At 53.9% G+C, this 26,923-nt stretch carries 27 protein-coding genes; 11 read left to right on the forward strand and 16 right to left on the reverse strand.

Annotated features, from left to right (window positions below):
• Window positions 1-10: 10 nt before the first annotated feature.
• The 10 genes from pcp to RAC90_RS06675 form a co-directional block, all read right to left on the reverse strand.
• On the reverse strand, window positions 11-658 hold the full coding sequence (gene pcp, locus RAC90_RS06630; protein ID WP_375124137.1) for a pyroglutamyl-peptidase I: 648 nt from the start codon (window positions 656-658) through the stop codon (window positions 11-13).
• 6 nt (window positions 659-664) lie between these two features.
• A complete protein-coding gene (locus RAC90_RS06635; protein WP_205955001.1) occupies window positions 665-1,681 on the reverse strand; it encodes a DUF979 domain-containing protein in 1,017 nt (338 codons plus the stop codon).
• Window positions 1,678-2,409: a DUF969 domain-containing protein gene (locus RAC90_RS06640; RefSeq protein WP_006118446.1), complete on the reverse strand. Its 732-nt coding sequence runs from the start codon at window positions 2,407-2,409 to the stop codon at window positions 1,678-1,680. The genes RAC90_RS06635 and RAC90_RS06640 overlap by 4 nt, the downstream gene beginning before the upstream one ends.
• Window positions 2,410-2,466: 57 nt before the next feature.
• On the reverse strand, window positions 2,467-3,204 hold the full coding sequence (gene pxpA / locus RAC90_RS06645; RefSeq protein ID WP_133745082.1) for a 5-oxoprolinase subunit PxpA: 738 nt from the start codon (window positions 3,202-3,204) through the stop codon (window positions 2,467-2,469).
• On the reverse strand, window positions 3,194-4,126 hold the full coding sequence (gene pxpC, locus RAC90_RS06650) for a 5-oxoprolinase subunit PxpC (protein ID WP_039337974.1): 933 nt from the start codon (window positions 4,124-4,126) through the stop codon (window positions 3,194-3,196). The genes pxpA and pxpC overlap by 11 nt, the downstream gene beginning before the upstream one ends.
• Entirely contained in the window at window positions 4,120-4,776 is a 657-nt protein-coding gene (pxpB, locus tag RAC90_RS06655; RefSeq protein ID WP_033739332.1) for a 5-oxoprolinase subunit PxpB, read from the reverse strand. The genes pxpC and pxpB overlap by 7 nt, the downstream gene beginning before the upstream one ends.
• A 155-nt stretch (window positions 4,777-4,931) precedes the next feature.
• On the reverse strand, window positions 4,932-5,675 hold the full coding sequence (locus RAC90_RS06660) for a type 2 GTP cyclohydrolase I (RefSeq protein ID WP_133745081.1): 744 nt from the start codon (window positions 5,673-5,675) through the stop codon (window positions 4,932-4,934).
• Between the two features lie 17 nt (window positions 5,676-5,692).
• On the reverse strand, window positions 5,693-7,120 hold the full coding sequence (phrB, locus tag RAC90_RS06665; RefSeq protein ID WP_375124165.1) for a deoxyribodipyrimidine photo-lyase: 1,428 nt from the start codon (window positions 7,118-7,120) through the stop codon (window positions 5,693-5,695).
• Between the two features lie 12 nt (window positions 7,121-7,132).
• Complete coding sequence (locus RAC90_RS06670) at window positions 7,133-8,092, reverse strand: 2-thiouracil desulfurase family protein (RefSeq protein WP_006118440.1); 960 nt, start codon at window positions 8,090-8,092, stop codon at window positions 7,133-7,135.
• 133 nt (window positions 8,093-8,225) lie between these two features.
• On the reverse strand, window positions 8,226-8,696 hold the full coding sequence (locus tag RAC90_RS06675) for a MarR family winged helix-turn-helix transcriptional regulator (protein WP_054634316.1): 471 nt from the start codon (window positions 8,694-8,696) through the stop codon (window positions 8,226-8,228).
• Window positions 8,697-8,753: 57 nt separating this feature from the next.
• On the opposite strand from RAC90_RS06675, the gene RAC90_RS06680 reads away from it, so the two are divergent.
• Window positions 8,754-9,224, forward strand: coding sequence for a carboxymuconolactone decarboxylase family protein (locus tag RAC90_RS06680; RefSeq protein ID WP_375124138.1), 471 nt, complete (start codon window positions 8,754-8,756; stop codon window positions 9,222-9,224).
• A 368-nt stretch (window positions 9,225-9,592) separates the two neighbouring features.
• Here RAC90_RS06680 and RAC90_RS06685 read toward each other — a convergent pair whose 3' ends face one another.
• Window positions 9,593-9,793 (reverse strand): YbfA family protein, encoded by a 201-nt coding sequence (locus tag RAC90_RS06685; protein WP_054634317.1) that lies wholly within the window; start codon window positions 9,791-9,793, stop codon window positions 9,593-9,595.
• A 257-nt stretch (window positions 9,794-10,050) separates the two neighbouring features.
• Here RAC90_RS06685 and kdpE point away from each other — a divergent pair, with 257 nt between their 5' ends.
• The gene (gene kdpE / locus RAC90_RS06690) at window positions 10,051-10,725 is read left to right on the forward strand and encodes a two-component system response regulator KdpE (protein ID WP_006118436.1); all 675 of its coding nucleotides are present in this window, start codon (window positions 10,051-10,053) and stop codon (window positions 10,723-10,725) included.
• A 40-nt stretch (window positions 10,726-10,765) separates the two neighbouring features.
• Here kdpE and pgm read toward each other — a convergent pair whose 3' ends face one another.
• Together pgm and seqA are read right to left on the reverse strand one after the other, a co-directional pair.
• Complete coding sequence (gene pgm, locus RAC90_RS06695) at window positions 10,766-12,406, reverse strand: phosphoglucomutase (alpha-D-glucose-1,6-bisphosphate-dependent) (protein ID WP_033739321.1); 1,641 nt, start codon at window positions 12,404-12,406, stop codon at window positions 10,766-10,768.
• A 25-nt stretch (window positions 12,407-12,431) separates the two neighbouring features.
• Window positions 12,432-12,983 carry a replication initiation negative regulator SeqA gene (seqA, locus tag RAC90_RS06700; RefSeq protein WP_006118434.1) on the reverse strand — a complete coding sequence of 184 codons (552 nt, stop codon included), beginning with the start codon at window positions 12,981-12,983 and terminating at the stop codon, window positions 12,432-12,434.
• A 250-nt stretch (window positions 12,984-13,233) separates the two neighbouring features.
• On the opposite strand from seqA, the gene ybfF reads away from it, so the two are divergent.
• The 4 genes from ybfF (at window position 13,234) to fur (ending at window position 15,880) form a co-directional block, all read left to right on the forward strand.
• On the forward strand, window positions 13,234-13,998 hold the full coding sequence (ybfF, locus tag RAC90_RS06705) for an esterase (RefSeq protein ID WP_375124139.1): 765 nt from the start codon (window positions 13,234-13,236) through the stop codon (window positions 13,996-13,998).
• A gap of 163 nt (window positions 13,999-14,161) precedes the next feature.
• The gene (ybfE, locus tag RAC90_RS06710; protein WP_375124140.1) at window positions 14,162-14,437 is read left to right on the forward strand and encodes a LexA regulated protein; all 276 of its coding nucleotides are present in this window, start codon (window positions 14,162-14,164) and stop codon (window positions 14,435-14,437) included.
• 131 nt (window positions 14,438-14,568) lie between these two features.
• The gene (gene fldA / locus RAC90_RS06715) at window positions 14,569-15,099 is read left to right on the forward strand and encodes a flavodoxin FldA (RefSeq protein ID WP_006118431.1); all 531 of its coding nucleotides are present in this window, start codon (window positions 14,569-14,571) and stop codon (window positions 15,097-15,099) included.
• Window positions 15,100-15,436: 337 nt separating this feature from the next.
• Window positions 15,437-15,880 (forward strand): ferric iron uptake transcriptional regulator, encoded by a 444-nt coding sequence (fur, locus tag RAC90_RS06720; RefSeq protein WP_033739317.1) that lies wholly within the window; start codon window positions 15,437-15,439, stop codon window positions 15,878-15,880.
• Window positions 15,881-15,939: 59 nt separating this feature from the next.
• Here the strand turns inward: fur and RAC90_RS06725 are convergent, their stop codons facing one another.
• The 3 genes from RAC90_RS06725 to nagE all read right to left on the reverse strand — a co-directional run bounded on the left by RAC90_RS06725 (window position 15,940) and on the right by nagE (window position 20,419).
• On the reverse strand, window positions 15,940-16,335 hold the full coding sequence (locus RAC90_RS06725; RefSeq protein ID WP_033739315.1) for a hypothetical protein: 396 nt from the start codon (window positions 16,333-16,335) through the stop codon (window positions 15,940-15,942).
• 231 nt (window positions 16,336-16,566) lie between these two features.
• The gene (glnS, locus tag RAC90_RS06730) at window positions 16,567-18,234 is read right to left on the reverse strand and encodes a glutamine--tRNA ligase (RefSeq protein ID WP_006118428.1); all 1,668 of its coding nucleotides are present in this window, start codon (window positions 18,232-18,234) and stop codon (window positions 16,567-16,569) included.
• A 151-nt stretch (window positions 18,235-18,385) separates the two neighbouring features.
• Window positions 18,386-20,419 carry an N-acetylglucosamine-specific PTS transporter subunit IIBC gene (gene nagE, locus RAC90_RS06735; RefSeq protein WP_375124141.1) on the reverse strand — a complete coding sequence of 678 codons (2,034 nt, stop codon included), beginning with the start codon at window positions 20,417-20,419 and terminating at the stop codon, window positions 18,386-18,388.
• A 318-nt stretch (window positions 20,420-20,737) separates the two neighbouring features.
• On the opposite strand from nagE, the gene nagB reads away from it, so the two are divergent.
• The 5 genes from nagB (at window position 20,738) to asnB (ending at window position 26,740) form a co-directional block, all read left to right on the forward strand.
• Window positions 20,738-21,538 (forward strand): glucosamine-6-phosphate deaminase, encoded by an 801-nt coding sequence (gene nagB, locus RAC90_RS06740; protein WP_006118426.1) that lies wholly within the window; start codon window positions 20,738-20,740, stop codon window positions 21,536-21,538.
• Window positions 21,539-21,598: 60 nt separating this feature from the next.
• Window positions 21,599-22,747 (forward strand): N-acetylglucosamine-6-phosphate deacetylase, encoded by a 1,149-nt coding sequence (gene nagA, locus RAC90_RS06745; RefSeq protein ID WP_033739310.1) that lies wholly within the window; start codon window positions 21,599-21,601, stop codon window positions 22,745-22,747.
• Window positions 22,748-22,754: 7 nt separating this feature from the next.
• Entirely contained in the window at window positions 22,755-23,975 is a 1,221-nt protein-coding gene (locus RAC90_RS06750; RefSeq protein WP_033739308.1) for an N-acetylglucosamine repressor, read from the forward strand.
• A gap of 40 nt (window positions 23,976-24,015) precedes the next feature.
• Window positions 24,016-24,768 carry an HAD-IIA family hydrolase gene (locus tag RAC90_RS06755; protein WP_033739305.1) on the forward strand — a complete coding sequence of 251 codons (753 nt, stop codon included), beginning with the start codon at window positions 24,016-24,018 and terminating at the stop codon, window positions 24,766-24,768.
• A 304-nt stretch (window positions 24,769-25,072) separates the two neighbouring features.
• Entirely contained in the window at window positions 25,073-26,740 is a 1,668-nt protein-coding gene (gene asnB / locus RAC90_RS06760; RefSeq protein ID WP_006118422.1) for an asparagine synthase B, read from the forward strand.
• Window positions 26,741-26,923: the final 183 nt, after the last annotated feature.

Below are 26,923 nucleotides of genomic sequence, written 5' to 3' on the forward strand. Positions count from 1 at the left end.
ACTCGTCCTCTTAATGCGTTGCGCCACCCACTTCCTTCACATCCTGAGCGGTGGTCAGGGTCGTTTGTACGGCAATTTTCAGCGCCTCAATAACGGTTGCGGCGGGCATACTGGGTGCACCCGGGTGATGCACCGCCTGTTCAGGCAGGTAGGGAATATGAATGAAACCGCCCCGTGCCGGGCTGCCGTTGCTTTCAAGCCAGTGCAACAGACCATACATCACCCGGTTACAGGTAAAGGTTCCTGCGGTTTGCGACACCGATGCCGGAATGCCCGCTTCCCGGACCGCGGCCACAATGGCTTTGATCGGCAGGCGTGAAAAATATCCGGCCGGGCCATCCTGAACGATGGGTTCGTCCACGGGTTGCCTGCCCGCATTATCCGGGATGCGCGCATCATCCACATTAATACCAATTCGCTCTACCGTGATATCGCTGCGACCGCCTGCCTGCCCGACAGCGATAACGGCATCGGGCCTGATCGTTTCCAGCGCCTGATACAGCACGTCCAGCACCTTGCTGAATACGACGGGCAACTGGCGCGTCACGATGCGTGCGCCGTCAATAGTCTGGCCTTCAAGGGCACTGACCGCCTGCCAGGAGGGATTAATGGATTCGCCGCCAAAGGGCTCAAATGCCGTCATTAATACCGTTTTCATGCTGCCTCACAAAAACATCAGGAAGTAGAGTAAGAAAATGTTAACAATTAACAGTAGCACACCGGTTGGCACCTGAGCTTTGATGACCGCGTTGCGATCCGGTAACTCCAGCAAGGCAGCAGGCACAATGTTGAAGTTTGCTGCCATCGGCGTCATTAACGTACCGCAGTAGCCGGAAAACATCCCGATTGCCGCCATGACCGCCGGGTTGCCGCCATGCTGTAACACCAGAATGGGAATGCCGATGCCCGCGGTAATAATCGGGAACGCCGCGAACGCATTCCCCATCACCATGGTGAGCAGTGCCATCCCTGCCGCGTAAACCGTGACCGCAATGAAGCGGTTATCCACGGCAAGATAATGTTCGGTGAGATGAGAGATCGCGCCACCGACGCCCGCGGCCGTAAACAGTAGCCCCAGGGTTGCCAGGATTTGCGGCAGGAGAAATGCCCAGCCGATGCAGTCCAGCAAACGTCGGGTTTCCTGCATCGACTGCACTGGGGTTTCACGCGTCATTTTCATGGCGATCAGCCAGCCCAGCAGACAGCCTGTGGCCATGGAAAACAGCGTAATCAGGGTGGAATGGTTGCCCGCGCCGAACACCCACGTTTGCAGACCGGGAAGGTTATTAAACGCTAACACACCGATCACTGTCACAACGGGGATCGCCAGGGCTGGCAGGAAAAGTTTGTTGCCCAGACGCTGGGCACTGGCCTGTTTTTCCGCCTCACTGCGCTGGTGATAGCGGCCCATTTTTACCCCACCACAACCGGCAAGGATCCCCATGATAACCACCGCTACGCCCACGCTAATTTGCAACGTACGTGTGCCGCTTTCGGCAGAGCCCATCAGTTGGGTCATCAGGGCGGTTGTCCAGTCACCCACCAGAAAAATCAGGCCATAGAGTCCCCAAAATAAGCCAGTGGTGAAACGGCGCGGATTTGCGCTGTCGCGCCAGGATAAAACCGCGACAACCAGCAGAATCAGGCCAGCCAGCCACATCAGATACTGTTGCTGAATCATGACGGCTCTCCTTTGGCTTTCATGGCCTCGCTGTTGATGACGCGCAGTTCTCGTGCCAGCTGGCGGTCCAGCCTGATCAGGCGGGCGGAATGAATCAGAAAGGCTGAGAGCGCCGTGGGAATGCCCCACAGGGCAATATGCAGTGGCTCAGTCTGGATACCGGCGGACTCCTGCATAAAATTATGCATAAAAATAATGGCGCCAAAGGCGACAAAGATATCCTCGCCAAAGAACAGCCCGACGTTGTCGGTGGCAGCGGACATGGCACGCAGGCGATGACGGACCTCGGGCGGTAGGGCCCCGTAGCGGTTTTCGCTGGCCCCCTCGGCCATCGGCGCAAGTAGCGGGCGCACCATTTGCGGATGACCGCCGAGACTGGTCAGCCCGAGGGCCGCAGTCACCTCACGCACAAACAGATAGACAATGAGCAACCGTCCCGCCGTCGCCGTTTTGATCTGGGCAATCCACGCCTGCGCGCGCTGTTTCAGACCATGGCGTTCCAGTAAGCCAATAACCGCCAGCGGCAGCAGCAGGATCAACGGCAGGTTGCGGGTATTCAGAAATCCCTCACCCAGCTTTTGTAAAATATCGCCCAGCGGCATCAGGGCAGCGATCCCGGTGACGAAGCCTGAAACAATGACCACCAGCACCGGATTAAAACGCAAAACGAAGCCAACGACGATGGCAGCAATGCCCAGCAGCGGCCAGAGATTTACTACGCTGTCCATACTTTTCCCCTCGTGAAATAGTAAGCCCGAGACGTTCAGGCTGGTTATGCCGTTTTTTTATTGACTGGTGACGGTGATAGCATGGCTGGCAAAGCTGGCACGCAGACGTTGCGCAAACGTCAGTGCATGCGCCCCGTCACCATGCAGGCAGACGGTTTCTGCGTTCACCTGAACCGCCTCACCGGTCACACTGATGACCTGCCCCTGTCGCACCATCATCAGGGTTTGCTGAATCGCCTGGTCTTCCTCTTCAATCAACGCGCCGGGCTGGCCACGGGGCACCAGCGCGCCGCTGCTGAGATAGCCGCGATCGGCAAACACCTCCTCCCGGGTTTTCAGGCCGTGATGGGCCGCCGCGCGAATCAACTCACTGTTAGCCAGCCCTACCATGATCAGCCGGGCATCGACGGCTTTGACGGCTCGCACAATCGCCTCGGCCAGCGTGGCATCCGCCGCCGCCTGGTTATACAACATACCGTGAGGCTTAACGTGAACAAGCGACTGCCCTTCGCTTTCCGCCAGACTTTTGAGCGCACCAACCTGATAGATGATTTGCGCATAGACAGTTTCCGGCGGCAGTTGCATCGCACTGCGGCCAAAGTTTTCACGATCGGGAAAGCTGGGATGCGCGCCAATCGCCACGCCAAATTCGCTGGCCCAGCGAATGGCCTGCAACATCATCTGCGCGTCGCCTGCGTGAAAGCCGCAGGCGATGTTGGCGGAACTCACCAGCTGCAACAGCGCACGATCACTGCTGCTCCCCTCGCCCAGATCGGCGTTTAAATCAATTTTCATTTGCCAGTCCCCAGGCCATTTGCCCCAATACGTGCTGCTGCTGTCGCGTTGCCGCCAGCGCCTCTTCGGGCGTACAGGGCATAAAATGAATCGGCTCGCCCAGACGAATCTGCGCCAGATGATAAAGATCGCATTCAATGACGCAGGCGATACGTGGATAGCCGCCGGTGGTCTGTGCATCCGCCAGCAGGACGATCGGCTGACCGTTTCCAGGCACCTGAATGACGCCGGGCACCAGACCATGCGATAACAACTCGCGCGGCACGTCGCGTTGCAAAGCAGGGCCCTGCAAACGGTAGCCCATGCGATTACTTTGAGGGTTCAGCTTCCAGGCTGCTCGCCAGAACGCCTGTTGTGACGCTTCGCTGAATTCATGGTATTCCGGTCCGGGTAACGCCCGAATACGGTTACCCCAGAGCAACTGGCGCACGCCTTTTTTGCTCGTGAAGTGCTGTTGCGGTTTGCCAAGCGGAATGACGTCGCCGTCCTGCAGCGTCCGCCCCTCAAAGCCGCCAAAACCGGCCTTGATGTCGGTGCTGCATGAGCCCAGCACTGGCGGAATAGCGAATCCACCGTGCACAGCCAGGTAGCTGCGCATGCCGTGAATCGGTTTCTTCAACACCAGGACTTGCCCTTTTTTTACCGGTAAACGCCAGCCTGTCCAGACAGGCTTGCCATCCAGTTCGGCCTGACAACCTGCCCCCGTTAGTGCAAACCACCCATCCCGACGGAATTCCGCTTTGAACTGTCCGAGGACAATTTCCAGCACGGCGCTGCCCGGCGGATTGCCTGCCAGCAGATTGGCTGTGATCATGGCGGGCTGATCCAGGACACCACTGACGCCGATGCCATACTGTCGCCAGTGATAGCGTCCGAAATCCTGAATGCTGGTTGCCAGACCCGCGCGAAGAATGTTTAACATATCCCTTCCTTTTGCGGCACAAACCGGACATTGTCACCCGGACGAAGTAAGGTTGGCGGCTGCTGGCTGGGTGTGAAAAGCGCGACCTGCGTCCTGCCAATCAACTGCCAGCCGCCTGGTGAGACCAGCGGATAAACACCGGTCTGGCTGCCGCCGATGCCCACCGATCCAGCCGGAACCGCAACGCGCGGTTCGGCGCGGCGCGGCATATGCAGGCGCGCATCCAGGCCGGCCAGGTAAGGAAAGCCGGGCTGAAAACCAATAAAGAAAACCGCGTAATCCGTGCTGCTGTGTAACGCGACGACCTGCTTTTCCGTCATGCCGGCGTGGTCGGCCACCTGACGCAAATCCGGCCCCGCCTCGCCCCCATAGATGACCGGTATGGTCACAAGGCGCGACTCTGTGTCCTGCGCCTCACTTTCCTGCCACCACTGTTCAAGTTGCGCCGTCGCCTGTCGGGCATCTCTGGGCGGCTCCCGTAACAGCAGCGTCAGGTTGTTCATGCCGGGAATCACTTCCCGGGTCGCGTCGTGTGACTGCAAACGCTGGCACAGATGCCAGATTCGCTGCTGACTGGCCAGCGAAACGGGCGGAGACAACTCCAGTACCACCGCGCGCTCGCCCAGCATATAGCATCGTGTTTTTTGCAACACGTACCTCCTGGTAAACAGCTTTGCGGTGCTCAGACAGGATTCTGGCGCGCAAAAGCCAAATGTGTTTTACAACCCAGGAAGGTAGTTATGCGAAAGTGACGGTAATGTGTCAACAGGTTTGGGTTCTGCGCAGATGGCAGAACCCAGGGGGATCAGGCGGGATTGGGAATATCAATAAACGTGACATCCAGGCCATGATGCTCCGCCAGCCATTCACCCAACGCCCGAATACCCGCGCGTTCGGTGGCATGGTGGCCTGCGGCGAAAAAGTGCAGGCCTTGTTCACGGGCGCTGTGAATGGTTTGCTCAGAGACCTCGCCCGTAATAAAGGCATCTACGCCAAAGGCGGCCGCATTATCAATAAATCCCTGACCGCCGCCACTGCACCAGGCAACACGACGGATCGCTGCTGGCGCATTATCACCACAGTGAAGCGGCTCCCGTCCCAGCACCTCAGTAATACGCTGTGCCAACGCATGGCCGCTCACAGGTTGAGTCAGTTCACCCCAGGGCACCAGCGGCATAATCTCGCCCATCACGTTAATACCCAGCAGCTTAGCCAACTGCGCGTTATTGCCCAGCTGAGGGTGCGCATCCAGCGGCAGGTGCCAGCCGTAAAGGTTAATATCGTTTGCCAGTAGCGTGCGCAGACGCTGGCGTTTCATGCCTTTAATCACCGCCGGTTCACTTTTCCAGAAATAACCGTGATGTACCAGCACCGCATCGGCTTTGCGCGCCACCGCTTCATCCAGCAGCGCCTGGCAGGCGGTCACGCCGGTAACGATCGTTTTCACTTCAGGTCGGCCTTCGACCTGTAGCCCGTTTGGCGCATAATCGCTGAAGGTATGGGTTGCCAGCTGATCGTTAACGATTTTTTCTAACGCATAGTGATTCATTTCTGCTCCTTGCCACCTCAGGCCGCATTTTTTGCGCGCTCGAAGGCGTCGAGTGTCTTTTTACGTGCGTCCTTATGTTCCACGATCGGTGTTGGATAATCGAGTGTCTTGTTGTTTTTCCGCGCCCATTCGTGCGGCTGATGAATCGCACTGTCCGGCACGTCTTTCAGTTCGGGCAGGTAGTGACGAATAAAATCACCCTGTTCATCGAAACGCTCACTTTGCGTCGTAGGGTTAAAAATGCGGAAATACGGTGCGGCATCGGTCCCCGTGGACGCCGCCCACTGCCAGCCGCCGTTATTGGCGGCCAGGTCGCCATCGATAAGCTGCTGCATGAAATAGCGCTCGCCTTGGCGCCAGTCGATTAACAGATCCTTTACCAGAAAACTGGCCGTGATCATGCGAAGCCGGTTATGCATCCAGCCGGTCTGCAGCATCTGTCGCATGGCGGCATCGACGATGGGATAACCGGTTTTCCCGGCTTTCCAGGCGTCAAAATGCGCCTCGTTTCGTTGCCACGCGACATGACGCGTCCAGTGGACAAAAGGCTGATGCTTACACAGTCGGGGAAACGCAACGATGAGATGGCGATAGAACTCACGCCAGATGAGTTCATTGATCCATACAGCCGCCGGGCTGCCTTCCAGCGCCCCGGGATGTTCATGCAACACCCGATGCAGACACTGGCGCGGTGAAAGCACGCCGATGGTCAGGTAAGCCGATAACCGGCTGGTGCTGTCGCGCGCAGGCAGGTCACGCTGCTTTGGATAATCCAGCACGGCATGCTGCGCAAACGCACGTAGCTGCTTAATCGCCGCCTGTTCACCGGCCGGAAACAGCGCATCATCAACCTCAGCATGGTCGTAATCAAATGACGAAATCGCTTTTGGTGTGTTCAGGGGCGCGCCATCCCGGGCTTTAGGCGCCGGGACACACTCAGGCAACCCCTGCTGCAGGCGACGAATAAAGGCTTTGCTGAACGGGGTAAACACTTTGTACATCTCACCATCGCCGGTCTGGATACTGCCGGGCGACAAAAGTACGCTGTCATCAAACCCCTGACAGATCACGTCCGCTTCATCTAACCGCTTTTCCGCCTGCGCATCGCGCTGACGTTCGTTAAATTCGTACTGGTAGTTATAAAACAGTTGATCAACGTTTTGCTGTTCACAAAACGTGACGAGAAAATCCACGCTGGCAGCGAAATCATCACACTGATGAACATGCAGCGGGATGCCTTTTTCGGCCAGTGATGCCTGCAGGCTGCAGAGATTCTGGTGAATAAACGCGGCCTGCCGGGGGGCCATATCGTGTTGCTGCCACTGTCCCGGCGTGGCAATAAACAGTGCTATGACACGGGCATCTGACTTGCTGCAGGCGGCATGCAGCGCAAGGTTATCATTGATGCGCAGGTCATTACGGAACCAGACAAGATGGGTCGTCATCATGCTCCCGACTCACTGTCCGTAGCGCAGGCGCAGCGCTTCCGGGTAAGGATCGAAGTAGCGCTGCTGCGTCAGCCACGGATGAGGATATTCAGCCATGTAGTGCTTAAGAATCGTAATCGGCGCCAGTAACGGTTGCGTGCCCTGACGGTAACAATCAATCAGTGACGTCAGTTCTCTGCGTTGCGGCGAACTCAGTTGACTGCGGAAATAACCCTGAACATGCATCAACACATTGGTGTGGTTAGTGCGCGAGGCCGGTTGTGACATCAGATCCATAAGGCGGTTGCGGTACTCGAAGGCAAACGCCTCCAGTGACTCCCACTGGTTCATCGAGGCAACAAAGGGGCCCAGTTCACGATATTTTTTTTGCGAATGCGCCAGCAGTAACAATTTATACTGGCTGTGGAAGGCAATCAGGCCATGACGGGTCAGCCCCTTTTTCCACATTTCATGAAACTCGTGCAGCGCGCAAATCCGGCCGATAAAGTTTTCACGTAATGTCGGATCGTTCAGACGCCCGTCTTCTTCGAGCGGTAACCAGGGCATTTCACGTTGCAGAAAACGGGTAAATATACCGGTTCCCGCTTTACGGTTATTATTGGTGGCGGGCTCGTAGATACGCACGCGCTCCATCCCGCAACTGGGTGATTTTGCACACAGTATGTAGCCGCACAGGTGATGCAGCGATTTCACGCGTTTTTCGGACCAGTCGCGCATCTTATCGGTGATGTCATCGCCGCCCTCTTTGCTGAAGCAAAGGTGCAGTTCATCGTCGTCGCTCTGCTTAACTAAGCGCAGCGCCGGGCGCGGCGTGGGCAGCCCAATCGCCATTTCAGGGCAAACGGGTTCGAAACGAACAAAAGGCGTCAGTTGCTCAGTGGCGAACGCGAGCCGCTTGTGGCCGCCATCAAATCTGACGCTCTCACCAAGCAGGCAAGCGCTGATCCCAACGGGAATTTTTTCGCTCATACTTGTACAACCTCCGAAAACTTGTAGAGGTTTAAGTGTAGCGTAAAACGACCGGGATGGTACAGATTCTGTGTAGCAAAAGTGAACGCCGCGAAGCCTTTCAGATGACCAGCCCGTGGTCTTTTTTAACGGTTTATTCTCCCACTGCCACGCTGACCAGCCAGCGCCGAATCACCTTTTCATCCTCAGGCGTGACACCCGAAAGCAGGCTGGCCTCAACCGACTGAACCGCTACTTTGCACTGCGCGAGAACGTCACGCCCGGCGTCAGCAATCTCAATCACCTGAATTCTGCCGTGCACCGCGTGCGGACGACGACGAATCATTCCGGCCCGCTCCAGATTCGCCACAATGACGCTCATCGTCTGTGGCGTCAGAAGCGACAGACGCGCAAGGTCGGCACCCGATGCGCCGGGATAGGCCGCAAGCATGGTCAGCACCGAAAATTGCGGCAACGTGACGCCTTTATCCTTCAGCGCATTTTCCATTCTGATTTTATGAGCCGCATGGGCCTGCCGCAGCAGATAACCAATATGGCCTGACTCACCGCGTTTTCCTTCACCGGGTTCGGGGATGGTGGTGCTCTGCAGATCTGACTTGCGCATAATATAAGAGTTCGTATATTGTTATTCGAACTCTTATATTAGCAGATGAGGTATATCGTGACATCGCTTAATCACCGTCGCAGCGACTGGTCTTCGTTCGAACATACCGCACCCGATGTGGTGGCAGCCTTAGCGATGCTGGGCAAAGCCGTTGACGATTCCGGGCTGGAAAAATCGCTCACTGAGCTGATCAAACTGCGCGCTTCACAGCTGAATGCGTGCGCTTTTTGCCTCCAGTACCATCTCAATCAGGCGCGTAAGACCGATTTGAGCCCGGTAAAAATGGATCTGGTCGCCGTATGGCGCGAAACCGGTATCTATTCGGAGCGGGAATGTGCGGCGCTGGCCTGGACAGAGGCCCTGACCTTAATGGCTCAGCAGCCGGTTTCTGATGCGGTGTATGCTGAGGTCAGCCGCGTCTTCGATAAACAGGAAATCGCGTTTCTTACCTCGGCTGTTGCCGCGATCAATGCCTGGAACCGTATCGCAGGCGCGCTGCAGTTTGCCCCGCCTGTGCCTAAACGCTAGCGGTCTGCCGTCAGTGCTTCTGCCTGTGGGCGATATTGCAGCGGGTTCTGAAGCGCGTAAAGTGCGGTGCCCGTCGGGGCCGCCGGTCAGATAATAAGGAAGGGTTGCCCGTGAACGGGTACTGGCGAACGGGGCGGCTTGCCCGGACATTGAGAAGGTTTCCTGCTTCACTGGCGCAAAGCTAAGGCGCAACTAAGCTGCGTGACGGAACGAACAGGGAAAAAAGAGGCGCTGTGTCGCCCTTAACACCGTGCCACAGCACACTTCAGGTGAAAAACAGATAAGCACGTCTGAAAACGCTGGCAATCCCCTCTGTCGGGATGTGTCCCCCTGCCAGCGCGGCGTAAAATCAACCGCACAGCAGGGACTTACCAGAAAATACCCGCCGCTGCTTCAGACTGCGCCAGCCAGACCGGTTTGGCGCTGGTTTTGCACCACATCCGATGCAGGTAGCTGTAGAAACGCGCCCGATCCTGACGAAACAGCATAACCGGCAGAGCGAGCAGACCTGACAGGATGACCAGCGTTCGGCGCAAAATAATTTTGTGAAGTGGATAGGTGCGGTACATAGCAGCCTCCTGAGTAAAAAAACGTCATAAATGTGATCTGTGTCTAATATTACGCCGGGTTGGATGATTTTACTACTCATCTGACCACTAAATTTGCGTCTTTTTTGTTCTGCACGGGTAAGTTTACCTGGCCGTTATACCCAGGTTAATTATGAGTTACAGAGGTGATCCTTCAACGGATTTTCATGGCAACACGGACGAATGCCAGAAAAGTTGATACAGTGTGTTTTCCCTTTTCAGGCAATGGCAGGATTGGTGTGACCACGGTTTTAATCATTGAAGATGAGAAAGAAATTCGCCGCTTCGTGCGCCTCGCGCTGGAAAGTGAAGGCCTGAAGGTTTTCGATGCTGAGACGCTGCAACGTGGGCTGATCGAAGCCGCCACGCGAAAGCCCGATTTAGTCATCCTTGATCTGGGTTTACCTGATGGCGACGGCAAGACGTTTATTGGTGAACTCCGCCAGTGGAGCACGCTGCCGGTTATTGTTCTCTCTGCCCGTACTGACGAGCAGGACAAAATTGACGCACTGGATGCTGGTGCCGATGATTACCTGACTAAACCTTTTGGGATTGGTGAACTGCTGGCGCGTGTTCGGGTCGCCCTGCGGCGTCATGCCGGGAAGCACCCGGATCCGAAGGTCAGCTTCGCCGACGTGGTCGTCGATATTGCCGCACGCCGCGTGCTGCGCGCGGGCGAAGAGGTTCACCTTACGCCCATCGAGTTTCGTTTGCTGACCACATTACTGAATAACGCGGGGAAAGTTCTGACGCAGCGTCAGCTGCTGAATCAGGTCTGGGGACCCAATGCTGTCGAACACAGCCATTACCTGCGCATTTATATGGGCCATCTGCGGCAAAAGCTTGAAGCCAATCCGACCCAACCCGTTCACCTGCTGACGGAAACCGGTATCGGCTACCGGTTCATGCCATAAAAAAAAGCGCCAGCGGCGCTTTTTTTATTTAACAGATTTATCAGGCGTTTTTCAGCACTTCGCTGACAATCTCGACGGCTTCTTTCTCGATCTGCGCACGATGCTCTGCGCCCAGGAAGCTTTCACAGTAGATCTTATACGCGTCTTCGGTGCCCGATGGACGCGCAGCGAACCAGCCGTTTTCCGTCATAACTTTCAGTCCACCGATAGACGCGCCGTTACCGGGAGCGGCCGTTAAGCGCGCGGTAATCGGATCGCCCGCCAGCGTATCTGCACTGACCATTTCAGGTGACAGCTTCGACAATGCGGCTTTCTGCGCCGATGTTGCCGGTGCCTGCAGACGGTTGTAGCTTGGCGCACCGAAGCGTGCAGCCAGTTCATCATAGTGTTGCTGCGGGTTCTTACCCGTTACGGCCGTAATTTCTGCCGCCAGCAGACACAGGATGATCCCGTCTTTGTCGGTTGACCAGGGTGTGCCGTCGAAGCGCAGGAATGACGCACCCGCACTTTCTTCGCCGCCAAAACCAAAGCTGCCATCAAACAGGCCATCCACGAACCATTTAAAGCCCACCGGAACTTCTACCAGCTTGCGGCCAATATCGTCCACGACCCGGTCAATCATCGCACTGGACACGAGGGTTTTACCCACGGCAACATCCTGACCCCACTGCGGACGGTGCTGGAACAAATAGTTGATCGCAACGGCCAGATAATGGTTCGGATTCATGAGCCCGGCAGGGGTAACAATGCCGTGACGGTCATAATCCGGATCGTTTCCGAAGGCCAGATCGAATTTGTCTTTGTAGGCCAGCAGCCCCGCCATGGCGCATTCGGACGAACAGTCCATGCGCACCACACCATCTTTATCAAGGTGCATAAAGCGGAAAGTCTGGTCGACAGCGTCATTCACCAGCGTCAGATCCAGCTTGTAGTGCTCAGCGATACGCTGCCAGTAAGCGATCCCGGAACCGCCAAGCGGATCGACACCAATCTTCAGACCCGCTTTCTGAATCGCAGGAATGTCGATGATCTGTGACAGACCTTCCACGTAAGGCTGAATCAGATCTTTTTCATGGATGTGGCCGCTGGCCCAGGCCTGATCCAGTGACAGACGTTTAACGTCTTTAAGGCCGTCTTTCAACAGCTGATTCGCTCGGTCTTCCACCACTTTGGTGACGTTGGTATCTGCCGGCCCACCGTTTGGCGGATTGTATTTAATGCCGCCATCTTCCGGGGGATTGTGCGACGGCGTAATCACAATGCCATCCGCCAGTGGGCCGCCGGATTTGTTGTGTTCAAGGATAGCGTTCGAAATCGCAGGCGTTGGCGTATAACCGTTATCCTGCTGAACAATCACATCAACCCCGTTTGCGGTCAGCACGGACAGCACGGACAGCAGCGCGGGCTCAGACAGCGCGTGCGTATCTTTACCCACATAGCACGGGCCGGTAATACCGTTCTTTTTACGCTCTTCCGCAATCGCCTGCGCAATCGCCAGAATGTGCTTTTCGTTAAAGCTGTGACGTCCTGCGCTACCGCGATGGCCTGATGTGCCAAATTTCACCGCATGTTCTGGATTCGCCACATCGGGCTGCAGGACATAATATTGTGAAGTTAATTGTGCAACGTTAATCAAATCGCTCTGCTGGGCAGGCTGCCCGGCACGGGGGTGATTGGCCATTGGCGCTTCTCCCTGACGCTTCAGTTTAAATGGTGCCGCAAACTTTCTCAGCCAGTTCCGATGGGAACTGCATCGACAGCATAATGTGTTCGATCATGCTGCGTTTACGACCGGTATTGGTATTCGTAATGACCCAGTACGGCGTGCCGGGCACATGCTTCGGCTTGGTATGGGTGCCGCTTTGCAGCAGCGTGTGCTCATCGCCTGCAAAATAGATGCGCGTACGGCCCTGCATGGAGGTGGTCGCCTCAGCAAACGCGGCCGTATCCAGACGATAGAGCGTTGACAAGATTAGCATAAAGCGATTTACCGCCCGCTTCTGCTCTGCATATTCATCAGAAAGCAGCAACTCGCGCACCGCACGAACACGATCCTGAGGGCGTGACTCATTCCCTGCCGACTGTGCCGTTTTAGACGGCTGCGAGGCGGCAACAGGCTGTGTTTCGGTCGCGGTGGCTGTCTGACCCGCAGTAAACTTCAGCATACGGCGCAGAATATCGGATGCGCTTTCGCCAATATGTTGCGTGTGGCTGGCAATATAACGGTAGAGCTCTTCGTCAACTTCGATCGTTTTCATCTTATTCCGTACGGTTTTGACTCACGACAGAACCCGCGATTTTCTGAAAATCCAGAGGTAAACACCGGAGTTTCAGGCCGTGTGCAGGTTCTAACATGAAGATTATAAAGTTAAATTCAGACAGGCTGATAGCATTCAAACGGTTTAGGGGCAAAAGTCAGAATATGTCCTAATGCCACCGGAAGCAGCGCACCTGAAAAGGTGAAACCATGATAACCTAAGCGCAGGTCTCACACTTAAGAACTTTGCTATGATTTTGAATGCCCGTCTGCAAACTGAACAATCTTCTGCTGATTCCAAACCCGTTCTGCTCATTCACGGTTTGTTTGGCAGTCTTGATAACCTCGGCGTTCTGGCGCGCGGTCTGAAAGATGACCATCCGCTTATCCAGGTTGATGTGCGTAATCATGGCTTATCTCCGCGCGCTGACGAGATGACCTATCAGGTTATGGCCCAGGATATGCTGGACACGCTTGATGCGCAGGGCATTGAGCGCCTTTCCGTCATTGGTCACTCCATGGGCGGTAAAATTGCCATGACGATGAGCGCCCTGGCCCCTGAGCGGATAGAACAGATGGTGATGATCGACATTGCGCCCGTCGACTATCAGACGCGCCGCCACGACGAAATTTTTGCAGCGATCCGAGCCGTCACCGACGCGGGCGTGACGCTGCGCAGTGAGGCGGCCGAAATTATGCGTCAGCATCTTAATGAAGAAGGTGTGATTCAGTTCATCCTGAAATCGTTCAGTAGCGGTGAATGGCGCTTTAACGTTCCAGCGCTCTGGGACAACTATGCGCATATCACCGGCTGGGAAACGGTGCCCGCGTGGCCGCACCCGGCGTTGTTCATTCGCGGTGGTGACTCCCCTTATCTGGACAATCAGTACCGTGACGCCATACTGCAACAGTTTCCCGCCGCGCAGGCGCACGTGATTGGCGGTGCAGGTCACTGGGTCCACGCCGAAAAACCTGATGCTGTTTTACGCAGCATTCGCCGGTTTTTTGCACGATAAACCCGCTTAACTGGCTGTAAAAGTTTAGGATTGGCGTCCATGGTTAGCCTGGAGTATGATGGCGCGCTAAATTTTTGCCGTGGGCGCGTATCCACGGTAAAAGCCAGTAATTTAATCTGCGCAGCGGCACGATCCGTTTGCGCCCATTCAGTTGTACTAAGCCATGGCAAAAGAAAACGCTGACCGCACGACGCTCGATCTGTTCGCTAACGAGCGTCGCCCTGGTCGCCCTAAAACCAGTCCGCTTACGCGTGATGAACAACTGCGTATCAATAAACGCAATCAACTGAAACGTGACAAAGGGCGCGGGCTTCGCCGTGTCGAACTCAAAATGAACAGCCAGGCGGTAGAAGCGCTTAATACGCTGGCTGAACAGCGTAATCTCAGCCGCAGTGAATTAATTGAACAAATGCTGCTGGCGCAACTCAAACTGGACTAACGCACGCAAACCGCACACAGAAACAAATGTCGCGGCTTTACAAGTTCCGCCCTTTTGCGTGGTCTGCTATCATTTGCTGAATATGCTCAGGCATTCATTCTATCATCAGGATTTAAGAGGTTATTTTACCCATGGCAATCGTAGGCATCTTCTTTGGCAGCGATACCGGTAACACCGAAAACATTGCAAAAATGATCCAGAAACAACTGGGCAAAGACGTTGCAGAGGTTCACGACATCGCGAAAAGCACTAAAGAAGATCTTGAAGCCTTTGACATCCTGCTGCTGGGTATTCCGACCTGGTACTATGGTGAAGCACAGTGCGACTGGGATGACTTTTTCCCGACGCTGGAAGAGATCGACTTCAACGGTAAGCTGGTGGCGCTGTTCGGTTGTGGCGATCAGGAAGACTACGCCGAGTACTTCTGTGACGCGATGGGCACCATTCGTGACATCATCGAACCTAACGGTGCCATTATCGTGGGCCACTGGCCAACCGAGGGTTACCACTTCGAGGCCTCAAAAGGTCTGGCAGACGATAACCACTTCCTGGGCCTGGCGATTGATGAAGATCGCCAGCCAGAACTGACGAACGAACGCGTCGACAAGTGGGTTAAGCAGATCTTCGATGAACTGCAACTCAAAGAAATTATCGAAGCCTGATAGCCGTGAGCGCAGTGTGGGCGCTGGTCCACACTGCATCAATGGCTTTTCCTATAAAAATAATAGCTACATTTTTGTAACTTTCCGCATTTAGTCTGTAGAATACCCGCATCGATCATCTGCTTATTTCCCTGGAATTGAGATGACACAACGCGAAATGGTAGCCAGCCCGCCCTCCATGCTTTGTACCGCGAACATCGCCACGGTTTCATCGCAGGCAGCATCGGTTTTCATTTCAGCGCATCAGTTCTATAATGAGACGCAAATGAGAATGGCGGTCGATCGACATACAGGCTACATGCCACAAGAGTGACCAAAGTAACAGGACAATATCCGCATGACTGACAACAACACCGCATTAAAGAAGGCTGGCCTGAAAGTCACCCTGCCCAGACTCAAAATTCTGGAAGTGCTTCAGGAACCTGCATGCCATCACGTCAGCGCGGAAGATCTGTATAAACGCCTGATTGATATGGGCGAAGAGATTGGACTGGCCACGGTTTACCGTGTACTGAACCAGTTCGACGATGCCGGCATTGTGACCCGCCACAACTTTGAAGGCGGTAAATCGGTGTTTGAGCTGACGCAGCAGCACCATCACGATCACCTGATCTGTCTGGATTGCGGTAAAGTCATTGAATTTAGTGATGAGTCTATTGAAACGCGTCAGCGTGATATCGCGACCCGTCACGGTATTAAGCTCACCAACCACAGCCTGTACCTGTATGGTCACTGTGCCCTGGGCGATTGCCGCGAAGACGAAACACTGCACGACAAGTAACGTTTGTCAGACGGTAAAGAAAAAGCCGATGCCTGCATCGGCTTTTTTGTGCCTGTCAGTCACGCCACCAGCGTTTCCTGCAGGTAGCGCCAGCGGGGCACCGAGGTGGAGCAGTCCAGAATCGCAACGGAAATGCGGCTTTTGTTTTCCCCATTCATCATCTGCACTTCCCGATACTGAATGGTAACCTCGTTAGCGTGCTCTGACAGGATCACATGTTCGCTGGTCGCGATGCGCATCCCTTCCCGTGCGCCCTGTAAGCGGCGAAAGAGTTCTTCAACCTCATTGAGGTTCAGCATCTTGCCCTGTGGCGTGACCATCTGGAAGTCAGGATGAAAATGAGAAAGCAGCAGATGAAAGCTGTCACCACTGTCACGGCTGTGGTTAAAAATATGTTCAATGAGTTGATGTAAGACGACAACGCTGTGTTTGGCTTCCTGTGCGAAAACTGTCATTTTTTCCTTTTTAACCCGCAAACAAAGACTACAGAGGGTTAGCGTACCTGAAAAAAAATAATTCACACCGGGAAAGTTATTAAAAAAATTAAACTGAGAGCGATTCCACAGAAGTAAAATTAATCGAATTAAACGGGTTCAGGACAAATGTCGGCGCTAAAAAAAATCCACCCAATAAAAAAGGGCGATTGCTCGCCCTTTACCGATCATCTGATGACCACGCGGCGTAAATTATTCGCCGTTTTTCGCCCAGGTATCGCGCAGACCAACAGTACGGTTAAACACTAACTGCGACGGTGTTGAATACACACTGTCAGCGCAGAAATAGCCTTCACGTTCGAACTGATAAGGCGCACTGGCTTCTGCGTCACGCAGACCGGGTTCAACGAAGCCGTGTTTAATCGCCAGCGAATCCGGATTGATTGTCGTCAGAAAATCATCCGCCGCACCCGGATTCGGGACGCTGAACAGACGGTCATACAGACGGAATTCTGCCGGTAGTGCATGTTCAGCTGAGACCCAGTGGATAACCCCTTTGACTTTACGGCCATCAGCAGGATCTTTGCTCAGCGTATCGACGTCACAGGTGCAGTAGATGCAGGTGATATTGCCTTCTTCATCTTTCGCGGTCCGTTCCGCACGGATGACATAGGCATTACGCAGACGCACTTCTTTACCCAGCACCAGGCGCTTATATTGCTTATTCGCCTCTTCGCGGAAGTCGGCACGATCGATCCAGATCTCGCGGCTAAAGGGAACATCGCGTGTGCCCATTTCCGGTTTGTTAGGATGATTTGGCATGCTGAGCACTTCATTGTGCCCGGCAGGCAGGTTTTCCAGCACAATTTTCACCGGATCCAGCACCGCCATCGCCCGCGGCGCATTTTCGTTGAGATCGTCGCGGATACAGGATTCCAGCGAAGCCATTTCAACGATGTTGTCCTGCTTCGTGATACCAATGCGGCGGCAGAACTCACGAATGGAGGCCGCGGTGTAACCACGACGACGCAAACCCGACACGGTTAACATGCGCGGATCGTCCCAGCCTTCAACATGCTTCTCGCTGACCAACTGCGTCAGTTTGCGTTTTGACATCACCGCATACTCCAGATTCAGGCGCGAAAACTCATACTGACGCGGATGAACAGGAATAGTAATGTTATCCAGCACCCAGTCATACAGGCGGCGGTTGTCCTGGAATTCCAGCGTGCAAAGGGAGTGCGTAATGCCTTCCAGCGCATCCGAAATGCAGTGGGTGAAATCGTACATCGGGTAGATGCACCACTTATTGCCGGTTTGATGATGCTCGGCAAACTTGATGCGGTACAGCACCGGATCGCGCATGACGATAAAGCTGGAAGCCATGTCGATTTTCGCGCGCAGACAGGCTTTGCCCTCTGCGAACTCGCCATTGCGCATTTTTTCAAACAGCGCGAGGTTCTCTTCCACACTGCGGTCGCGGTAGGGGCTGTTTTTACCCGGTGCCGTTAAGGTACCGCGGTATTCACGAATTTCGTCTGGCGTCAGTTCATCAACGTAAGCCAGGCCTTTGTTGATCAGTTCAACGGCATAGTGATAAAGCTGGTCGAAATAGTCAGATGAATAACGAACCTCGCCGCTCCAGGTAAAACCCAGCCACTGCACGTCACGCTTAATGGATTCGACGAACTCCATATCTTCTTTGACCGGATTGGTATCGTCAAAACGCAGATTGCACTCGCCCTGATAATCTTGTGCAATACCGAAATTCAGGCAGATTGATTTAGCATGGCCGATATGCAGATAACCATTTGGCTCTGGCGGAAAACGGGTATGCACACTGCTGTGCTTACCGCTCGCCAAATCCTCGTCAATAATCTGACGAATAAAGTTCGTTGGGCGGGCTTCAGCCTCACTCATCTCAAAATCCTCAACGCATAGAATGGGTGGTTTATACCACGTAATATCCGGGTATGATCCACAAAGCGTTGCAGAGAAACAACCGTTTGTTGGGCGATTAAAATAAAAAAGGCAGGAATCGCTTCCTGCCTTTTGTTGAGGATACAGGGAATTAGCCTTTTACTTCATACAGCGGGGTTTCACCGGCGATGACCTGGCCCTGCGTCAGCAGCGTTAAACCGGCGAAGTCTTCAATATTGCTCACCACCACCGGACTGATCATTGAGCGGGCATGGGCGTTAAGATAGTCCAGATCCATCTCCAGTACCGGCTGGCCTGCTGTGACCTGTGCACCCTCTTCCACTAAACGGGTAAAGCCCTGACCGTCCAGCGCCACGGTATCCAGCCCCATGTGCACGACGATCTCTACCCCGTTTTCACTTTCCAGACAGAAAGCATGGTTCGTGTTGAAAATTTTCACCACCGTACCGGCAACAGGCGCAACGACGCGCTTGTCGCTCGGCTTAATCGCCACGCCATCACCCACGGCTTTACTGGCGAAAGCCTCATCCGGCACCGCATCCAGTGCGATAACCTCACCGCTCACCGGGGCCACCAGCGTTGCGATAACGCGTTTTTCACTGTTCAGGACGGCCTGGGGTTTGGCCTCTTTAGCGGGGGCTGGCGCACTGCCACTGCTGGCTGCGCCAGCAACCGGGCCTTTCACCAGCACTTTTTTCATAGCCGTGGCGATACTTTCCGCCTGGGTACCCACGATAATCTGGACACTTTGCTTGTTGAGGCGAATCACACCCGACGCACCCAGCCGTTTTGCCACACCTTCGTTAACCTGGCCCGCATCTTTCACGTTCAGACGTAAACGGGTAATACAGGCATCAATGGCGGTAAGGTTGTCTGAACCGCCCACCGCGCCGATGTAGCGGCGTGCCAGTGATTCCGTGGCGCTTTCACCATTATCAGTGGTATCAACGTTCACGTCATAACCGTCCGCTTCATCCCCCGCTACCGCCAGTTCACGACCTGGGGTCATCAGGTTGAATTTTTTGATGGTAAAGCGGAAGACCAGATAATAAATCACGAAGAACACCAGGCCCTGCGGAATCAGCATGTACCATTGCGTCGCCAGGGGATTACGGGTAGAGAGCACCATATCCACTAATCCCGCACTGAAGCCAAAGCCGGCAATCCAGTGCATGCTGGCAGCGATAAAGACCGAGATGCCGGTCAGTACAGCATGGATGACATACAGTACCGGTGCCACGAACATAAAGGAGAATTCCAGCGGTTCGGTGATACCGGTAAAGAATGCTGCGAAAGCGGCCGCCAGCATGATACCGCCCACTTTTGCCCGGTTTTCAGGGCGAGCGCAATGGTAAATTGCCAGCGCCGCGCCCGGCAAACCGAACATCATAATTGGGAAGAAACCCGCCTGATAGCGGCCAGTGATGCCCGAGATAGCAGTGCCATTTGCCAGTGACTGCGCACCGCCGAGGAATTTAGGGATATCGTTAATGCCTGCTACGTCGAACCAGAAAACGGAGTTCAGCGCATGATGTAAGCCAACCGGAATAAGCAAACGGTTAAAGAAGGCGTAAACACCCGCACCAACCGATCCCAGTTTTTGTATATGCTCACCGAAGCTCACCAGACCATTAAAGATGACAGGCCAAATGTACATCAGGATAAATGCCACCAGAATCATCAGGAAGGACACCAGAATAGGCACCAGCCGACGCCCGCTAAAGAATGAGAACGCTTTGGGCAGTTCTACATGGCTAAAACGGTTATAGACTTCTGCGGACAGCACGCCTACCAGAATACCGACAAACTGGTTGCTGATTTTTCCAAACGCCGCCGGCACGTCCGCCACCGGGATTTTCTGGATCATGGCTACAGCAGCCGGTGAACACAGCGTAGTGACGACCAGGAAACCCACAAAGCCGGTCAGTGCAGCCGCACCGTCTTTATCTTTTGACATGCCGTATGCAACGCCAATGGCGAACAGCACCGACATATTTTCGATGATCGCGCCACCGGATTTAATTAACAACGCGGCAAAGGCATTGCCTGCACCCCAGCTGTCAGGATCGATCCAGTACCCTATTCCCATTAAAATTGCTGCTGCGGGCAGCGTAGCGACCGGCACCATCAGGGCCCGCCCCACACGTTGTAAGTAACTTAACATTGACCTTTTCCCCCATTGAAACTGACTTATTGCATGGCTGCCGCTTAATGTTGTTATGTCAGCAGCCCGCTTCTGACGGCATTACACTCAGTGCTGAGGAGTGTAATAACAAATTAATTCGCTCTACAAATTAATAGCAGCCATTTGTGACAAAAATCACCAAAAATTGATTTTTAACATCGACATGACTGGCTATGAACGCCCACTTATTTTATGATGCGAAATATCAAGACGCGCGTTTCCTTCCCATTCGCCTGTCCTCACCGGCAACATGGCTTTGCTGCGCGTCGAATCCTTCACTCACATTTGAGGTGCAACATGAGACTGATTCCTTTATCTACTCCCACTCAGGTCGGCAAATGGGCAGCGCGCCATATTGTGAACCGTATTAATGCGTTTAATCCCAGCGCTGACAAGCCCTTTATTCTGGGACTGCCTACGGGCGGTACGCCTCTGGAAGCGTACAAGCACCTGATCGATATGCACAAAGCGGGCCAGGTTAGCTTCAGACATGTCATTACCTTCAACATGGATGAATATGTCGGGCTGCCGAAAGAGCATCCGGAAAGCTACCACAGCTTTATGCATCGTAATTTCTTTGACCACGTTGATATTCAACCCGAAAACATCAATTTGCTGAATGGTAATGCGCCCGATATTGACGCAGAATGTCGCCGTTATGAAGATAAAATTCGGTCTCTGGGCAAAATCCACCTGTTCATGGGCGGCGTCGGTAATGATGGCCATATCGCCTTTAACGAACCCGCGTCGTCATTATCTTCACGCACTCGTATCAAAACGCTGACTCACGACACACGTGTGGCAAATTCACGCTTTTTTAACGGTGATGTTGATCAGGTGCCGAAATATGCCCTGACCGTTGGCGTGGGCACGCTGCTGGACGCTGAAGAAGTGATGATTCTGGTTACTGGTCACGTTAAAGCACAGGCGTTGCAGGCTGCCGTGGAAGGAAACGTGAACCACATGTGGACAATCAGTTGCCTGCAACTCCATCCTAAATCCGTGGTGGTCTGCGACGAGCCCGCGACCATGGAGTTGAAAGTTAAAACGGTGAAGTACTTCCGTGAAATGGAAGCGGAAAATATGCAGGGCGTTTAATACCGTTATTACGTCACCTGCTGTCAGATGCACGAGCGGCAGGTAAGCCGGGAGAAGAAGATGTACGCATTAGTCAATGGCCGAATCTACAGCGGCTACGAAATTCTGGATCACCATGCCGTGGTGATCGCTGACGGACGCATTGAACGGGTTTGCCCTGTTACTGCCTTGCCGTCAGGCATTGAACAGCAGGACGTAAGCGGCGCCATTATCGCGCCCGGCTTTATCGACCTGCAGCTTAACGGCTGTGGCGGCGTCCAGTTTAATGACGATATAGACGCCATCAGCGTGGAAACGCTGGAAACCATGCATCGCGCCAATGTGAAATCGGGCTGCACCAGCTTTCTGCCTACGCTGATTACCAGCAGTGACGCGCTGATGGTGCGCGCGGTGGAAACAATGCGCGCCTTTTTGCAGAAGTATCCTCACGTTATGCTGGGCTTACATCTGGAAGGCCCCTGGCTGAGTGTGGCGAAAAAGGGCACACATAACCCTGCCCTGATCCGTGAGCCCGATGCGCAGATGGTGCAATTCCTTTGCGACAACGCAGACGTGATCAGCAAAGTTACGCTGGCACCCGAAGTGGTGGGCAGCGCGGTGATTCGCCAACTGAGCGAAGCGGGTATCGTGGTCTCAGCCGGACATTCCAGTGCCACTTATGAAGAGGCAAAAGCGGGGTTTGCGGCGGGCATTACGTTCGCCACGCACCTCTATAATGCGATGCCTGCCTTTGCCGGACGTGAGCCCGGCCTCATCGGTGCGCTGTTTGATGCGCCTGATGTATACTGCGGCATTATTGCAGATGGTTTACATGTCCATTACGCTAACGTCCGCAATGCTAAACGCATCAAAGGTGACAAACTGGTGTTGGTCACCGACGCGACAGCACCGGCGGGCGCTGCTATCGATAAGTTTATTTTTGCTGGTAAAACAATCTATTATCGTAACGGGTTGTGCGTGGATGAGCAGGGCACGCTAAGCGGTTCAGCACTGACAATGATTGAAGCCGTACAAAACTGCGTTGAGCATGCGGGCATTGCGTTGGATGAAGCCCTGCGCATGGCATCACTTTATCCCGCACAGGCAATGGGCGTTGAAAAACAGTCAGGTACGATTCAGGCAGGGAAACTCGCCAACCTGACGGTTTTTACACGCGACTTTAAAATTATTAAGACGTTAGTCAATGGAGATAACGTCCTGAGCGAGTAAGCACTGAATGACCACTGGCGGCCAGACTCAAATTGGAAATGTCGATCTTGTCAAACAACTGAATAGTGCGGCCGTCTACCGGTTAATCGACCAGCAAGGGCCGATTTCACGTATTCAGATTGCGGATTTAAGCCAACTTGCCCCCGCCAGTGTCACCAAAATTACACGTCAGCTTATTGAGCGCGGTTTGATTAAAGAAGTGGACCAGCAGGCGTCCACCGGCGGTCGCCGCGCCATTTCTATCGTGACGGAAACCCGCCACTTTCACACCATCGGTGTGCGCCTTGGCCGCAATGATGCCACGCTAACCCTGTTCGATTTAAGCGGTAAATCCCTGGCTCAGCAGGATTATCCCCTGCCCCAGCGCACGCAGGAAGCACTCGAACAGGCGTTGTTCGATGCCATTGCGCATTTTATCCAGCAGAGTGAAGCGAAAATCCGCGAGCTAATCGCGATTTCCGTGATTTTGCCCGGCCTCGTTGATCCGCTTAATGGCGTAATCCGCTACATGCCGCATATTCATGTGAATCAGTGGCCGCTGGTTGCTAATCTAAAGCACCGGTTTAACGTCACCAGTTTTGTGGGCCATGATATTCGCAGCCTGGCGCTGGCTGAGCACTATTTTGGCGCAACGCGCGATTGTGCCGACTCGATATTAGTGCGCCTGCATCGGGGAACCGGCGCAGGCATTATCGCCAACGGGCAGATTTTTTTGGGCAGTAATGGCAATGTCGGTGAAATCGGTCATATTCAGGTCGATCCCCTGGGGGAACGCTGCCACTGTGGCAACTTTGGCTGTCTTGAAACCATTGCGGCAAACAGCGCCATTGAACATCGTGTAAGCGAGCTACTGAATAAAGGCTACCCGAGCATCCTGACTCAGGCGGCGTGCCAGATGCAGCATATCTGCCAGGCCGCCAATCAGGGCGATGCGTTAGCCTGCGAAGTTGTCGAGCATGTGGGGCGTTATCTGGGTAAGGCGATTGCAATTGCGATCAACCTGTTTAACCCGCAAAAAATCGTGCTGGCAGGCGAGATCACCGAAGCAGAACGTGTCTTGCTACCCGCGATTGAAAGTTGCATTAATACGCAGACACTGGCGGCCTTTCGTAAAAATCTGCCTGTGGTGCGTTCACAACTCGATCATCGCTCGGCGATCGGCGCCTTTGCGCTGGCGAAACGAGCGATGTTAAACGGCATCCTGCTGCAACATCTTTTGGAAGACTAAGCGCAGCCTGTTTTCTGACAGCGCGCATCGGAACACATTTATGACGATTAAAAATGTAATTTGTGACATTGATGGCGTGCTGATGCACGACAATACCGCGGTGCCCGGTGCAAAAGAGTTTTTGCAGCGCATTCTGGCTAAAGATATGCCATTAGTGGTGCTGACCAACTACCCTTCCCAGACGGCGCGGGACTTAGCCAATCGCTTCTCCTCCGCGGGCATCGATATACCGGATTCGGTGTTTTACACCTCAGCCATGGCGACCGCTGACTTTCTGCGTCGTCAGGAAGGCAAAAAAGCCTATGTCATTGGTGAGGGTGCGCTGGTGCACGAACTCTACAAAGCGGGCTTTACCATCACTGACGTTAACCCGGACTTTGTCATTGTGGGCGAAACCCGGTCATTTAACTGGGACATGATGCATAAGGCGGCTTTCTTTGTGGCAAACGGGGCGCGTTTCATTGCCACCAACCCCGACACGCACGCCAGGGGATTCGTGCCCGCCTGCGGTGCCTTGTGTGCCGGTATTGAAAAGATCTCCGGTCGCAGGCCGTTTTATGTCGGCAAACCCAGCCCGTATATCATGCGTGCCGCGCTGAATAAAATGCAGGCGCACTCAGAGGACACGGTGATCGTGGGTGACAACCTTCGCACCGATATTCTGGCCGGTTTTCAGGCCGGACTGGAAACCATTCTTGTCCTGTCTGGGGTGTCAACCCTGAGCGATATTGACGCGATGCCTTTCCGTCCTGACTGGATTTTCCCTTCCGTGGCCGATATCGATCTCTTCTAAACGTTCAGCTTATGACGCACTGCCGCCTCAGGCAGTGCATTCCCCTTCCTTGCCCCTCTCTGCTGGCTTGAGATCGTTCAAAAAACACCCCAAAATCACTTTTCATTGCCGATTCATCAATAAAAAGACACTTTCATTAGATAAAATTCAATATCCAGGGTTATTCAACAACCTTTTTATCAGTGAAACACGATTCCTCTTGCATTGTGCACCTGAAATAACGCATTTTCTTATACATCACGCAGCGAACGGCTGCCGGACAAACGTAAAATTACATCGCCGCAGGTGAGTTCAGGAGTCAGATATGTGTTCTATTTTTGGTGTGCTGGATCTGAAAAGCGATCCCGTTGAGTTACGTAAAAAAGCATTGGAAAGCTCACGCTTAATGCGTCACCGTGGGCCGGACTGGTCAGGTGTGTATGCTGACGACCACGCGATCCTTGCTCACGAACGTCTCTCAATTGTCGACGTCAACAACGGTGCACAGCCACTGTATAACGCCGATCACACTCACGTTCTGGCCGTCAACGGTGAAATCTACAACCATCAGGCCCTGCGCGCAGAGTTAAGCGATCGTTATAGTTTCCAGACCGGTTCGGACTGCGAAGTCATTCTGGCGCTGTATCAGGAAAAAGGCGTCGATTTCCTGGACGAGTTGCAGGGCATGTTTGCCTTTATCCTGTACGACACCGTGAAGCAAACGTATCTGATTGGTCGCGACCATATCGGTATCATTCCGCTGTATATGGGCAACGATGAGCACGGCAACCTGTTTGTGGCGTCTGAAATGAAGGCGCTGGTGCCGGTTTGCCGCACCATTAAAGAATTCCCACCGGGAAGCTACCTTTCCAGTACTGACGGTGAAATTCGTCGTTACTGGCAGCGTGACTGGATGGAATACAAAAACGTTGAAAACAACGTGACTGACGCGGCTGGCCTGAAACATGCGCTGGAAGAGTCGGTAAAAAGTCATCTGATGTCAGACGTTCCTTATGGCGTGCTGCTGTCTGGCGGTCTGGATTCTTCTATTATTTCAGCCGTGACCAAGCGTTTTGCCGCTAAGCGCGTTGAAGATCAGGACAAAAGCGATGCCTGGTGGCCACAGCTGCACTCTTTCGCCGTCGGTCTGGAAGGCTCACCGGATCTGAAAGCAGCCAAACTGGTTGCCGAGCACCTGGGTACGGTTCACCATGAAATCCACTTCACGGTGCAGGAAGGTCTGGATGCTATTCGTGACGTGATCTACCACATTGAGACCTACGATGTGACCACCATTCGTGCCTCCACGCCGATGTACCTGATGTCGCGTAAAATCAAAGCGATGGGCATTAAAATGGTGCTGTCAGGCGAAGGCGCAGATGAAGTCTTCGGTGGCTACCTCTATTTCCATAAAGCGCCTGATGCCAAAGAATTCCATGAAGAGAACGTGCGTAAGCTGCTGGCTCTGCACATGTTTGACTGTGCTCGCGCCAACAAAGCGATGTCCGCCTGGGGCGTAGAAGCGCGCGTGCCGTTCCTGGATAAGAAATTCCTGGATGTCGCCATGCGTATCAACCCACAGGACAAGATGTGCGGCAGCAACGGTAAAATGGAAAAACACATTCTGCGCGAATGTTTCTCTTCCTATCTGCCTGAAAGCGTTGCCTGGCGTCAGAAAGAGCAGTTCTCTGACGGCGTAGGTTACAGCTGGATTGACACGCTGAAAGAAGTGGCGGCTAAGCAGATTAGCGATCAGCAACTGGCGACGGCGCATTTCCGCTTCCCGTATAACACGCCGGGTTCGAAAGAAGCGTATCTCTATCGCGAAATTTTCGAAGAACTGTTCCCGCTGCCAAGTGCTGCCGAGTGCGTGCCGGGCGGGCCGTCTGTTGCTTGTTCGTCGGCAAAAGCCATTGAATGGGATGAAGCCTTCAAAAACATGGACGATCCTTCAGGACGTGCCGTGGGCGTGCACCAGTCCGCTTACAAATAAGTGCTATACTGAGTGAACAGATGGGCCAGTAATGGCCCATTTTTTGTGGAGTTGCCGTTGTATTCACTGAAAAATTGCCGAATAAAGCACCACCCTGGTTATAAGCCAGACAAACAGGCGTTTGAAGGCAAAAAACGGCAAAAAACTTGTTGACGCTGTGTAGTCAACTCCGCATAATGCGCC

The organism is Pantoea sp. CS_6 (assembly GCF_041954745.1).
In the GTDB taxonomy this organism is placed as follows: domain Bacteria; phylum Pseudomonadota; class Gammaproteobacteria; order Enterobacterales; family Enterobacteriaceae; genus Pantoea; species Pantoea stewartii.